We start from the raw sequence: 12,181 nt of genomic DNA, 5'->3' as shown, positions 1-12,181 counted from the left end.
TATTCAGGTATTCAAACAGCACCGATGCCTCAACGTTTACTTAAATTAGCTGAGGCTCGGTGGTAATCAGGTAGTTATAAATATTATAAGAGAAACAGCCTTTTGATCCTCATTAAAAGTTGCTCAAATGGCTCTTAAAAGTGAAAGATCAATCTTATCAATTAACCTTTATCGCTGATAGTAATCCCAACCTTCCACTATTTATAATTTCATCTTCAACATCACTTGGAATTTTTGCTTCATATAAAGAATAAGCACAAGATAAAGTTTCCGAGTCTAAACCAACTGCTTCTGATAAATCTGTATCTCTAAGGTCTGTACGACAAAATGTAGCAAATGATAAGTCTGCACCTGTAAATTTAGCCCCTTTTAAATCGGCGTCAGAAAAATTCGTGCCAATTAAGTTACTACCAGAAAAATCAGCATTGATTAAATTTGAATTTTGAAAGTTTGCATTTGAAAGATCTGATATTTCAGAAAAGTTACCTTTATATAAATAAGAGTTATCTAACTCACTTCTGTAGTGCTTTAGTAAATTCTTTAATTCTATTTCTGAATCGGCATCTAACTCTGTAATCCTTAATAAGGATTTAATGTTAGCGATAGGATTATAAAAATCTGGTTTAACTAAAATATGTGAACCTTGTAATACTGTTATTTTATTCTTTCCTAATTGCTTCAAGTCATCCATTTGTAGCAGAGTATAAACTTGTGAAACTTTTGCATCATATGATCCTTTGTTAACTTCATAAACAGCTGATGTTAAAGAAAACAATGCAATATAGATTGATAAAATCCAAAAGACTACAGATGATGGCTCAGGTTGACCGTTATCCTTTTCTGGCCTGACTTTATTCCAAACATATCGACACCCACTCAAGTCCCACAGTAGCCATCGAACTTTTTTAATGTCCATATCGTCACCTCCTTGTTAGATAAAGGCTTAAACTATTCCAAATACAATAATTTTAAACCTCATATCTTAAAGTACTAATTACTTGCAGCTTTTATGTGACATCAAATTGATATACTGGTGTCTGATACCTGTCTCTGCACAAACAGTAAGTGGAACAGCTGTTTACATTGAGTCTGAAAGTTAAAGTCATCTAAAGCCCTTGCCTAGAGGGCTTTACCCCGCTATCGTGCACGAAACATCCCCCTCACCAATCGTCATTAATCGCTTCAAGATCTCTATAAAAATAGCGTTATCTTATTAAGCGACTTTTTCATTCTTCATTGCTACATTTAATGTGGCGTTCAGTGAAAATAGGAAAGTTTGAATGAAACCCATTCTATCTATCAGCTTGATTTTTCTTTGTTTGTCCCCTTTTGCTTTTAGCGCAGAACCGTCACCAGCCGCGAACGCGATTGTTCAAAATGCTAAAGAAGAGTGCGCTCGTTTTGAGGGTGGCGAATTCCATGCGACTGAACAGGCCATCTCACACCATGACTTTACCGGTGACGGCCAACCAGAAGAAATCGTGGATGCATCGCAGTTCTCCTGCTCAACGTCGGCTTCCATGTACGGTGGCTCTGGTGGCACGTTCTTATGGGTCGTTGTGGATGGAAAACCCTATGAATTTCTTGCCAATAAATGGATAACGATAGATTTTGATGGGCAGTCAGTACTCTTACTTGCAGTACATTCTTCTGAGTGCAGCGATACTATTGGACCCTGTTATCGGGCGCTAGTTTGGAGCGATGGTTTCAGGACCGCACGCTGAGCCATATCGCTAAACCGCCAAAGCTCTTATCGCTTCACCCACAGACAAAAACTGAATTTTAGTCAGGCAGACTTCAGCTTTCGAAAACTCGTGGGCCTGAATCAGATCGGTAACCTGTGAGACAGAGAGCGGGTTACCGCAAGGCTCATAGACATAGGCTCCAGCCTCAACCTCGCGCACCTTGTAGCCTTGCCCCTGGCTATCTATCAGGTAGTCATCATCGCTCCAGATAAGGGACTCAAACTCAGCGATTAGGCTCGCTTCTGAGGCGAGGTAAAGCAGCTCATCGTCACCGTCGATTTTGAATATACAAGGCCATTGGATCATTGGTTTTCTCTTTTATGTTTGTGTGTCTGAATGCCACACCACGATTGTCGTTTGAATGTTGTGGTGTTTCACTTGATGCAGCGAAGTAAATCCATGCTTTTCATACAAGCTAACATTAAAGCTTTCACATTGTAGGTATGCCTAACTCTAGCGCTAAACCTTTTGCCTTTTCCAGCAGTTTGCTGACAATGCCCAGCTAAGTTATTATTTTACTTTTAAAAGGGACATTTCATGAAGCACTTACTCTTGGTGGTTTTCGCGCTGTTTCTGTATTTGGGGCTTTACTGGCCTGATGCTGATAAGCAGCTGATGTCCCTGCTGCATCACCGCTCTATCCTCACCCACAGCGTACTATTGCCATTACTTGTGACGGTGTTATTGCGCTCAAACTATGCCAAGCCCATCGCGGCGGGGTTAAGTGCAGGGATCAGTATTCACCTAGCCACTAATGTTATTTCACCAATGGGGAGTTTTTCGCAGATATATCTTCCTGCACCGCTGAGTTCATCGATTGGTGCGACAGAATCATTAGTGTGGTTGGGGTTGAATGCGATTGCGGGGTATTTTCTGGCACAGAGGTTACTCAAGGCGCACAGCAAGACCATACCCTTTATCTACCTGCTGGCAGCGGCGGGATATGGACTATACATCAAAGATGATGTGCGGCCTTGGCTGGTCTGTTTCGCTATTTTCCTTACCCCATTTATGTTCGATAAGGCCAAAAGCAAATTAAGACGAGCATCATGATAATGCCATTACTTTGATATCGAAACGGTAAATAACCCACCAGTAATGTAATTCACCATACCGACCAACTCTATTATGTAAGAGGCAAAAAACGCTGGAGGGACGTTGTCCTCACCAGCGTTATTAAATTTTCTTGGTTGTCTGGTTATTGCTTAGCCGCGAAGCAGCACTGCGCCACGTGGAATTTTCTTGCCGAGTTTTTTACAGCTGCCGACCTTCGGCTGTTTGTTAGCTGATCTTCCGGTATACCACAGACGGCATTTACCTTTCGGTGGCATATATTGTTTAGCCACACGGTGTGGTGGGGTTTTATGACCATTGCCAGGCTTAACAATAACAGTCGGTTTAGCGTAGCTAGCAAAACTCGTTAATAGCGCAAAAGAAACGACAAGTAGATATTTTTTCATTGATTACTTCGATGTATATAGAGCTTATTAATAAGCTATACCATATCACCGCCATCAAAACCGTCTGTTATATCCTTGTCAATTCACGCCTAATATCAACACCTTAGCATAATAACATCAAGTTGCTACAGATTGGTATCTGCACCATTGAGGCTGCGCTTCTACTTAATTTAAGATAATAAGTGCTTCCCTATATTTGCAATAGACAGGTTACCTCTGCTTTTTCGGTTAGTCGCGTAACCCGTCAGTCATTATGATATTGAATTGAAATTGACTAGCCCCTAAATGCTGGGAGTATGCCTAGCATCGACATGAAATGGAACACAGCCGTTAACACACCAAAGCCCATAACCAGCATTATCATGGCTTTGCCACCTGGCGCTTTAAAGCCTTCATTGCCGTTCTCTAGTGAGCGTGACTTTCTCACCAACAGAGCTGGGATAATACATGTCCAGACTGTTGCAGCGGCCCCGGCATAACCAATGGCAATAACAAAGCCAAAAGGAAACAGCAGCGACATGATCAGAGGTGGCAAGAAAGTCACCAACCAGGTTTTTGCACGCCCCTGTTTGGTATCTTCGAACTTGAACAGATCGGCCAAATAGTCAAACACTCCAAGCCCGACACCAATGAAAGAAGACAGAATTGCCGCCATTGAGAAAATATTGATCGCATTGGCTACTTTTTCAGACGCAATGACAGAGCCTAATGCGGTCAACAATGCATCCACGTTACCACCTTGCTCAATCACAGGACCAAATTGACTTCTAGGCAAGCTCCCGTAAATACTGAACAACCATAGGATATACAGGCTTAATGCGATTGCAGTGCCGCCTAATATCGCGTTTTTCGCCTTTCTCTCTTCGCCATAATATGAGCGCATTGAAGCCACTGAATGGTGATAGCCGAACGATGTTAATGCGACAGGCAACATTGCCATGGAATAAGGTGCGTAAATCGTTTGTTCATTAATCGTGTCAAACAATACGGACATATCGACATTGACGGCCAACCCTGATACACCAAACACAAAGCTTAAAACCATAAATGCGATGAGAACAACGGAGATCCGGTCGACTGCCCGCGTTGAGTGCCACACAAAGGCGGAGAACACCAAAACAAATAAGATAGAGGAAATTTTGCTATCGAAACCCAAAACATCCTGAAGAATAAGGCCGGAAGACGTGATGTAGGCGTACAATAAAATACCACCGACAAAGTACACTGTCAGGTTATTGAACATGTTGACCTTATCGCCAAGCATGTCCTTGGTTACCGTATTGAAAGAAACCTTTAGGTCATAGTGTTTAAATGCCTCAAGTAGCATCCAACCCGAAACGGTCATTACGATCATGGTTAATGTAATCGCGAGAACTGACCAAATGGTCCATGCCCCCGCTCCCGCACTCGGGAGCCCTAGCATTCCAGCACCGACACAGACACTGGCGATAATGCATGCTCCCCCTATTAATGACGGGTTATTGTCCTTCACACTTTCGCGTACTGGTAATGACAAACTCTTATCCATAATTCTGTCACTCTTATAATTTCACGTTATAAACTAATGGGCTTAAGCTATATTTTTTTTAAAAAAAAGCGCAACCCAACGGTTGCGCTCTATTGTTATTAAGCTTCTTCTAAGACTTTTACTTCCTTCTTCGGCGCTTCCTGCCTCACTGGCTCTACCTCTTTTAGTCTGGCAGTAAAGTGACGGAGAACCGGTGGCTCGTAAGTAAAGTCGAGGCCTTTCACATTCGCTGCGTTTGCCTTCACTTTCTGGAATGCTTCGATAACGAAATCCATATGTGTTTGAGTATAAGTCGCACGCGGGATCGTCAGACGAAGCAGCTCTGCCGGACATGGGTGCTGTTTGCCTGTTGCCGGATCACGACCTAGCAAGAGCGAGCCAATTTCAACAGCGCGGATACCTGCTACTTTATAAAGCTCGCAAGCCAGTGCATGGGCCGGGAACTGATCAGCTGGAATGTGCGGCAGCAACTTGCCAGCGTCAACAAATGCCGCGTGGCCGCCTGCTTGCTGACAAACAACACCGATAGCTTCCAGACCATCAACCAAATACTGAACCTGACCAATACGGTATGCCAGCCAATCCTGACGCATACCGTCATAGAGGCCAACGGCTAGACGCTCCATCGCACCGCCTTCCAAACCGCCGTAGGTTGGGAAACCTTCCTGAACGACACACAGAGTACGGCATTCGGTGTACACATCCATCATGGACTCGTCTTTAAAACAAAGCAGGCCGCCCATCTGAACCATGGCATCTTTCTTGGCAGACATTGCCAAGCCATCGGCATACTTATAAGACTCGCGAGTGATCTCTTCGATAGTCCAATCCTGATAACCCGGCTCACGCTGCTGAATAAAGTAGGCGTTCTCAGCATAGCGTGCGGAGTCCATGATCACCGGGATGTCGTATTTCTGCGCGATGTCATACACAGCTTTCAGGTTAGCGATAGAAACTGGCTGGCCACCCGCAGAGTTACAGGTAATGGTGCTGACGATGTAGGGGACATTTGCCGGGCCAGCTTCAAGTATCGCGTCTTCCAGCTTAACCAAGTCAAAGTTACCTTTGAAGTCAGCATTGACTGCAGTATCAAACGCTTCTTTGGTATACACGTTTTTCGCTACGCAGCAGTTCACCTGCGTGTGGCCCTGTGTGGTATCAAAGAAGTAGTTAGACAGTGCGACCATCTTGCTGCGATCCAGTCCCTTTTCTATTTCACGTTTTTTGATTAGAACTGGAATGTAAATTTGCTCGGCACCGCGGCCTTGGTGAGTCGGGATCGTCAACTCATAACCAAAGATGTCTTGTACCGCATTCGAAAGCGCATAGTAGCTACGGCTGCCGCTGTATGCTTCGTCACCACGAAGCATTGCTGCCTGCATGTTCTGGGTAATAGCACCTGTACCACTGTCAGTGAGCAGATCAATAAAGACATCTTCACTATCTAGCAGGAACGGGTTCATCCCTGCTTTTAATATCGCTTGCTCACGGTATTCACGAGTCGTACGTTTTACAGGTTCAATGACACGGATACGAAACGGCTCTGGTAGATGTTTAAAGTTTTCCATAATAATGCCTTTATTTTCACTCGATGATTAATATCACCATGAAATAGTGTTCTGTTTGTATGAATAGGTATCAACTAATAACAGTTCTCAACATATACCTATCTAATTAGATTTATGGCCGAGTAAAATCACGCTAAATAAATAACGAAATATCGAGAGTATTAGTTCAATTTAAAATGGTAGGAGTGTAACGACTCCTATTATTTATTTTGAAGGAAAAAAGTCAGATAGCTTGTAGTCTTCATTGTACCACTGCATTACCAACGGCAGCGGCAGCGGCAACAATGGACTTGCCCATTGAAAGCACATATTCACCCCATATTCACACATGAAATTAAGATACTTAGTTGGTATTAAAGGTTAAGCGTGTTAAAACACCTTTACTTTTGCAAGTATAAACCCATAAAAACAGCAACTAATTTAAATGTTCTGAGTGTTTTCGAGACGACGCAATAATACGCCTCTAGCGTTTATTCTGAAGACAGGTGAAAGGAAAGTTTGTGATCTAAGTTATACCAGGCTAACAGTGCTAGCACCGAAGTAGATCGCAATTTTAAGTACACGCTCATCTAATGTTCCTATAAGAAAAAGCAATGATTTAAGTATCCTATAGTTATTCTTACTCATATATACTTATTTTCAAGAAATGTGATCGCTACAAACAACTTTATAGCTTGTATACCAATTTTCAGATAATAAGTGCGACACTCCGGGAAATAAATGGATACTGTAATACCAACCTACATAAATATTTGATCAGTCTTGCAGGTTAAAATCGCTGTTCTCTATGTTAGATATTTTGTAATTAGAGCCACTAGTTACTGCAATCTCTGCCTTGATAACAACGATTTTTCCAGTGCAAATACTTGATCAACTACTTATCCAGATTGGTATAAAATATATTTCTATAAAAACGAATAGAGCACTGGAGATAACATCACCAGAACCAGAGCGGTAAGGGCTGGTTGATATAATCGAACTGCAGAAGATCATCGGTGATGTCATACCATGCCCAAGGTTTCCCATGATTTCATAGGTCACTCCGCCACAGAGGTTGACGACGTTGCGCTACACCGAATCCCGACGAAAGCCGATCCCGGCCAATAAACCAGGTACGAGATTTACACAATATCGCCATGACGCTTGCTGAGTTGGTGATATATTAGCAGTTTGAATCTGGTCTAAGCAGGATAGAGACGTTGCCATCATCATTCTTCAACTCAAAACCCTATAAGTTCGGGCTCACCCTGTCTGGCGGTGGCTCTAAGTGCATGGCGCAAATCGGTATGTTGCAATACCTCGACGAGCAGGGCGTAAAACCGGATGTGATATCTGGAGCAAGTGGGGGCGCGTTAGTTGGCGCTCTCTATGCTGCCGGTCATAGCCCCGAGAAAATTCTGACATTTTTTGTTGAAAGCCAGATGTTTAAAGTCAGCAGCTTTTCATTCAACAAGCTGGGATTGATTAACTCTGAAAAACTGCACAGTCATTTTCACGGTTGGATCAAACGAGATAACTTTGATGCTCTAGACATCCCGCTCTTTGTGGCGACGACTGATCTCAATGCTGCACAACAAGTCGTCATCAAAGAAGGGGAACTCATTCAGGCTCTGCTGGCTTCTGCCGCCTATCCGGGTATGTTCACCCCGGTAAAAATCGGCGATAAGCTGTTTGCTGACGGTGGTATCACCAATAACTACCCGACCGATCTCATCCACGGCCTTTGCCGTGCCCATCTCGGTATGTACTTAAGCCCATTAGAGCATAAAGCCAATCATGAGTTCTCCGATGCCTTTGACATTCTTGACCGGGTATTCGAGATCTACAGTTCTACTCACTTATTAAAAAGCATCAAACTGCCCGATATCAGCCTCTCGCCAGAAGGTATTGATCGGTGGGGAGCCTTCAACGTCAATAACGACAGTCTGAAAACACTCTACACATTAGGCTACGAAACAACGCGGGATTACTTTGAGACCGAAGGGGCCGAGTGGCTGGAGCAAGTTAAGAAGTCTCTGGCCAAGAGGTCGCTATTTGAGAGCTTGACAGGTTAAAGGTTGAATCACATGCTGAAGCAACCAATATCATTAGATACCGGTAACGCCACTCTTTAATAGGCTCCTACTCCTAATAGCTCTGCGCGATTATGGTGATTATTTGCCAACATATGTATCTTCATATAGAGCCTCGTAGCAAGGCTCTATTTGGTATCTTTACACATCAAACTCACCGCCAGTGTCTGGGCAAGATACACCGAGCAGCTTAATGATCGGAAGCCCAAATTGTCACCTTCTTGTACTTCAAAGCACACATCCATTATGCTCCCCTGCGCCATCATCTGGTTATCGGTGATGGCGACAATCGGTACGTTCTTTTGATGGGCGAACTCAATAACCTCTGTGGTTTCTGGCGCATAAGGGGTAAATGTAAAGGTGACCAATACATCTTTGTCGCTCATCAAACGTGTCATTGGCGATAGCATTCCACCGTTATCATCGACCAAAACCACGTTGTTGTTAGACTTCATCAAGGCATACCAAAAATAGAATGCTGCGGGATAAGCCCGTCGCATCCCCTGGATATAAATGGTTTCAGCCCCTTCCAGTAAGCTAACGGCCCTATCGAGTTTCTGTGGAGACACGGATATTTGCAGGTGCTCCATCGCCTCAATATTTGCCTGACCAAAATCATGGAAAATAGCTGCGGCTGAATCTGGGCCAAACTCAGCTTCGTTTCTTGCTTTACGTACCCGCTCTTTGTAATCGCGTGGACGATTGAAGTAGTGATTGCGAAAGACTGCCTGCATCGAGCTAAACCCTGAGAACCCCATCGCACTGGAAAAACGGCTAAGGGTAGACAAAGGCACATTGGCTTGCTGGGCAATGGTGACCATAGTTTCAACCGCCACCAGCATCGGTTGCGCCATAGCAAAATCTGCCACTTGCTGAAGGCGAGGACTTAAATCATCATATTGCCTAATGATTTGATCCTTCAATGTGTCTAGATCTAAATCTTGGGCGCTTTGTCTCGTGGCGACTCGTTCGGCGACTTCCATATGTTAATGCTCCCCCTCGCTGATACCGACAAGAAAAAAAAGCCCTGCGATTAACAGGGCAACATTTTTACGACAGTGGTTATGACAGCAGCTTGATATTACGAATTGCTTCTTCCTTCACAAATGGCATGGCCTTCTGCATAAAATAAATCCGGTCAAATTTCTCAGGTTCTTCATTCATGAAGCCACGCAAGTTATTGCCCAGCGCTTGGCGCAAGCAGGTACCAATGTTGAATTTCGATACACGGGTACGCTTGAGTTCTTCCATATCTTCATCGCGGATACCACTGGCACCGTGGATAACCAGCGGAATATCAACCATGCTGGCAATCTTGTCCAAGCGGCCAAAATCAATGGTGCATGTAGGCTCAGTCAAACGGTGCACGTTACCTACCGATACAGCGACACAATCCGCACCACTTTCAGTGGCAAAACGCACAGCTTCTTCGGCTTCGGTATAGATAGATTTAATATGGTCACGGCCTTCATCATAAGGTACCGAGCCAATCTCACCTTCTACCGAAGCACCCAATGCATGGGCAACATCGGCCACGGCGCGAGTACGGGCAATGTTCTCTTCAAGCGATAGCTGAGAACCATCAAACATCACGGAGCTAAAGCCGGCTTTCAACGCCTTGAAGACGATCTCTTCTTCGTAGGTATGATCCAAGTGTAAGCACACAGGCACCGAGCTGTTTTTCGCCAATGGCAGCAACATTGCCGCAGCGGTTTCTACCCCGTAGAAATCAGCCACATCTTTGTTACAAGCAAGGATCACGGGTTTGTTAACCGCTTCTGCCGCTTCAACCACTGCACGAGCATCTTCGTAGCCAAACACGTTAAAGCAAGGTACGGCATAATCAGAAGCCGCAGCTTCAGGCAAAAGATCTTTTAAATTAACGAGCATATTGGTAAGCCTCCGTGTTATTTGAACTTAGCGATCATGTCCTTGATGCCAGGGATCGTCTCTACTTGATACTCATGGTGTGGGTCAAAGTGCTGGATCAGCGACTTCTCCGTTTTGCCGACGATAATGGTGAAGTAATACATCTCGTAACCCGGTGCCGCGACACTTGGGTGATAGCCTTTGTCGATAGCAATCACTGAGCCGGTACGCACGTGGTAAACCGGACCAAAGTCATCTTCGTGCTCATACAGGAACTGGGCACCGAAACCAAAATCAGGGTTGAAACGGAACTGGTACACTTCTTCGTACAGTGTCTCTTTGCTACCGTCAGGCTTAACGCGATCTTCATCATGCTTGTGAGGAGGGAAACCAGACCAGCCACCCGCACCAACAGTAAACAACTCGCTGACCAACAGACGACCACGCTTGTCGGCATTAGATTGACCTAGTACGTGTTTGATCTTACGGTGGGTTTTGGTGTCGTCAGAGCCGTACTGCACCATATCGACTTCATCTTCACGGCTACAGAAGGGTTCTAGCGACTCTTCGAACTTACCACCGGCAATCATCACGTCAGCGGTGTCACTCACACACTCAATTTCTGCGGTATAGCCAAGCGGGACATAGACAGATTCAGGATTGCCTTCCCACACAGATTTACGCTGACCGATATTGTCGAATACTTCGGTTCTTTCGCCGTTGGTTACCTTGATTGAACAGGTACCACCAGCCAGTACAATCACTGACTCATAGCCTTCAACAACGTGCTGGTGCTGTTCGCCTTGCGACAGGCGTACTTGGTTGAAATAACACAGCGGTGTGACTTCATCGTTGATGTCGATGATAGGTTGGTTCTTATTATCAAACGGTGGGATATGCTTACCCATGACTCTCTCCTCACTGCCCTGATCATCCTTTCAACCAGTACAGCCTTGTAATTATATGGTTCTGCTATTTAGGCCTGATATCAGGGCCTGTTGACTTAAGCTTTGGGGAATAAAAAAGCCGGGTCTCGATGGTGTGTACTGACGGAAGACTGAAGATCCATGCAGTACTGACCCGGCTGACCAAAATAACCAGTAACTCAATGCTTACCGCACCAGTTACAGGCTTTGTTCTCTGGTCTCAATAAAATCGAATAATTGTTCTTTGGTCGGCATCGCTTCAGTACAGCTGTTACCGCTGACGTTAATCGCCGCTGCTGCTGAACCATGCTTGACGCCGTCTTCCAGTTCGCCACCGTTAACCAGTGTCCAAATCAGGCCGCCTGCAAATGAATCGCCAGAGCCAAATGGCTTCTGCACGTCCACGCGGAATATACCCTGCTGGAATTTATGACCGTCTCGACAGTACACTTTGGAACCAAACTCACCGGCTTTAACCACCACCACCTGGGTGTTTGCGCGAAGGAAGCGGTCAGCCGTTGCATCATCGTCGGTGTTACCCGGTGCCAGCACGGTTTCCATCATGTCGAACTCTTCACGGTTACCGATCACGATGTCGGATAGACCCGCGGCGATACCGTAGTAAATTGATGCGTCAACGTCGGTGCGCCATGAATACGGACGGTAATCAACATCCAGAACCACTAACGTGTTGCTGCGGCGTGCATGCTCCATCGCGATAAGCGTTGCTTCACGGCTCGGGCTTTCTGAAAGCGCCGTACCGGTTACCACCAATACTTTCGAGCTTGCGATGTACTCTGGGTCGACCTGCTCTGGCTTAATGGTCAGATCAGAGGCCTTGTTGCGGTAAATCAATACCGTGCAGTCGCTTGGCTTCATCTCGGTAAACGCCACTGACGTACGCGAGCCTGAATTGTCTGTCATCATGCCGTCAAGGTTGATCCCCTGACCTGACATGTACTGCTTCACATAGCCGCCGAATGCATCATCAGCGACACAACCGATAAACCCTA

General features: G+C 45.1%; 14 protein-coding genes. 3 read left to right on the top strand and 11 right to left on the bottom strand.

Annotated features, from left to right (window positions below; all coding sequences use genetic code 11):
• Window positions 1–157: 157 nt before the first annotated feature.
• Window positions 158–916 carry a pentapeptide repeat-containing protein gene (locus NHN17_RS24265; RefSeq protein ID WP_255045241.1) on the bottom strand — a complete coding sequence of 253 codons (759 nt, stop codon included), beginning with the start codon at window positions 914–916 and terminating at the stop codon, window positions 158–160.
• A gap of 364 nt (window positions 917–1,280) precedes the next feature.
• On the opposite strand from NHN17_RS24265, the gene NHN17_RS24260 reads away from it, so the two are divergent.
• The gene (locus NHN17_RS24260) at window positions 1,281–1,724 is read left to right on the top strand and encodes a hypothetical protein (RefSeq protein ID WP_255045240.1); all 444 of its coding nucleotides are present in this window, start codon (window positions 1,281–1,283) and stop codon (window positions 1,722–1,724) included.
• A 9-nt stretch (window positions 1,725–1,733) separates the two neighbouring features.
• Here the strand turns inward: NHN17_RS24260 and NHN17_RS24255 are convergent, their stop codons facing one another.
• Window positions 1,734–2,051 (bottom strand): DUF4144 family protein, encoded by a 318-nt coding sequence (locus tag NHN17_RS24255; RefSeq protein WP_255045239.1) that lies wholly within the window; start codon window positions 2,049–2,051, stop codon window positions 1,734–1,736.
• 231 nt (window positions 2,052–2,282) lie between these two features.
• Here NHN17_RS24255 and NHN17_RS24250 point away from each other — a divergent pair, with 231 nt between their 5' ends.
• Window positions 2,283–2,798, top strand: a complete 516-nt coding sequence (locus tag NHN17_RS24250) for a hypothetical protein (protein ID WP_255045238.1) — start codon at window positions 2,283–2,285, stop codon at window positions 2,796–2,798.
• Window positions 2,799–2,950: 152 nt separating this feature from the next.
• Here NHN17_RS24250 and NHN17_RS24245 read toward each other — a convergent pair whose 3' ends face one another.
• From NHN17_RS24245 to tnaC (NHN17_RS26085), 5 genes are all read right to left on the bottom strand, one after another.
• Window positions 2,951–3,205, bottom strand: coding sequence for a hypothetical protein (locus NHN17_RS24245; RefSeq protein WP_255045237.1), 255 nt, complete (start codon window positions 3,203–3,205; stop codon window positions 2,951–2,953).
• 274 nt (window positions 3,206–3,479) lie between these two features.
• The gene (locus tag NHN17_RS24240) at window positions 3,480–4,733 is read right to left on the bottom strand and encodes an aromatic amino acid transporter (protein WP_255045236.1); all 1,254 of its coding nucleotides are present in this window, start codon (window positions 4,731–4,733) and stop codon (window positions 3,480–3,482) included.
• Between the two features lie 98 nt (window positions 4,734–4,831).
• Window positions 4,832–6,301: a tryptophanase gene (gene tnaA, locus NHN17_RS24235; RefSeq protein WP_255045235.1), complete on the bottom strand. Its 1,470-nt coding sequence runs from the start codon at window positions 6,299–6,301 to the stop codon at window positions 4,832–4,834.
• A gap of 204 nt (window positions 6,302–6,505) precedes the next feature.
• Window positions 6,506–6,559 carry a tryptophanase leader peptide gene (tnaC, locus tag NHN17_RS26090; protein ID WP_373689593.1) on the bottom strand — a complete coding sequence of 18 codons (54 nt, stop codon included), beginning with the start codon at window positions 6,557–6,559 and terminating at the stop codon, window positions 6,506–6,508.
• Window positions 6,560–6,771: 212 nt separating this feature from the next.
• Window positions 6,772–6,870 carry a tryptophanase leader peptide gene (tnaC, locus tag NHN17_RS26085; RefSeq protein ID WP_373689592.1) on the bottom strand — a complete coding sequence of 33 codons (99 nt, stop codon included), beginning with the start codon at window positions 6,868–6,870 and terminating at the stop codon, window positions 6,772–6,774.
• Window positions 6,871–7,500: 630 nt separating this feature from the next.
• Between tnaC (NHN17_RS26085) and NHN17_RS24230 the strand changes: the two genes are divergently transcribed.
• A complete protein-coding gene (locus tag NHN17_RS24230) occupies window positions 7,501–8,355 on the top strand; it encodes a patatin-like phospholipase family protein (RefSeq protein ID WP_255045234.1) in 855 nt (284 codons plus the stop codon).
• A gap of 146 nt (window positions 8,356–8,501) precedes the next feature.
• Here the strand turns inward: NHN17_RS24230 and NHN17_RS24225 are convergent, their stop codons facing one another.
• The 4 genes from NHN17_RS24225 to NHN17_RS24210 all read right to left on the bottom strand — a co-directional run.
• Window positions 8,502–9,356 carry a MurR/RpiR family transcriptional regulator gene (locus tag NHN17_RS24225; RefSeq protein WP_255045233.1) on the bottom strand — a complete coding sequence of 285 codons (855 nt, stop codon included), beginning with the start codon at window positions 9,354–9,356 and terminating at the stop codon, window positions 8,502–8,504.
• A 79-nt stretch (window positions 9,357–9,435) separates the two neighbouring features.
• Window positions 9,436–10,263, bottom strand: coding sequence for a class II fructose-bisphosphate aldolase (locus NHN17_RS24220; protein ID WP_255045232.1), 828 nt, complete (start codon window positions 10,261–10,263; stop codon window positions 9,436–9,438).
• Window positions 10,264–10,280: 17 nt separating this feature from the next.
• Entirely contained in the window at window positions 10,281–11,150 is an 870-nt protein-coding gene (locus tag NHN17_RS24215) for a 5-deoxy-glucuronate isomerase (RefSeq protein ID WP_255045231.1), read from the bottom strand.
• 216 nt (window positions 11,151–11,366) lie between these two features.
• Window positions 11,367–12,181: PfkB family carbohydrate kinase (locus NHN17_RS24210; RefSeq protein WP_255045230.1), on the bottom strand; the 815-nt coding region annotated here is incomplete at its 5' end.

Source organism: Photobacterium pectinilyticum, from assembly GCF_024357955.1.
In the GTDB taxonomy this organism is placed as follows: Bacteria; Pseudomonadota; Gammaproteobacteria; order Enterobacterales; family Vibrionaceae; genus Photobacterium; species Photobacterium pectinilyticum.
This window is presented reverse-complemented; position numbering and strand designations above follow the sequence as displayed.

What these genes read in the sequence shown, in the direction of transcription:
- NHN17_RS24215 (WP_255045231.1), bottom strand. Translation starts at nt 11,150, where the DNA reads ATGGGTAAGCATATCCCACCGTTTGATAATAAGAACCAACCTATCATC.
- NHN17_RS24250 (WP_255045238.1), top strand. Translation starts at nt 2,283, where the DNA reads ATGAAGCACTTACTCTTGGTGGTTTTCGCGCTGTTTCTGTATTTGGGG.
- NHN17_RS24255 (WP_255045239.1), bottom strand. Translation starts at nt 2,051, where the DNA reads ATGATCCAATGGCCTTGTATATTCAAAATCGACGGTGACGATGAGCTG.
- NHN17_RS24240 (WP_255045236.1), bottom strand. Translation starts at nt 4,733, where the DNA reads ATGGATAAGAGTTTGTCATTACCAGTACGCGAAAGTGTGAAGGACAAT.
- NHN17_RS24225 (WP_255045233.1), bottom strand. Translation starts at nt 9,356, where the DNA reads ATGGAAGTCGCCGAACGAGTCGCCACGAGACAAAGCGCCCAAGATTTA.
- NHN17_RS24220 (WP_255045232.1), bottom strand. Translation starts at nt 10,263, where the DNA reads ATGCTCGTTAATTTAAAAGATCTTTTGCCTGAAGCTGCGGCTTCTGAT.
- NHN17_RS24260 (WP_255045240.1), top strand. Translation starts at nt 1,281, where the DNA reads ATGAAACCCATTCTATCTATCAGCTTGATTTTTCTTTGTTTGTCCCCT.
- NHN17_RS24265 (WP_255045241.1), bottom strand. Translation starts at nt 916, where the DNA reads ATGGACATTAAAAAAGTTCGATGGCTACTGTGGGACTTGAGTGGGTGT.
- tnaA (WP_255045235.1), bottom strand. Translation starts at nt 6,301, where the DNA reads ATGGAAAACTTTAAACATCTACCAGAGCCGTTTCGTATCCGTGTCATT.
- tnaC (WP_373689592.1), bottom strand. Translation starts at nt 6,870, where the DNA reads ATGAGCGTGTACTTAAAATTGCGATCTACTTCGGTGCTAGCACTGTTA.
- NHN17_RS24245 (WP_255045237.1), bottom strand. Translation starts at nt 3,205, where the DNA reads ATGAAAAAATATCTACTTGTCGTTTCTTTTGCGCTATTAACGAGTTTT.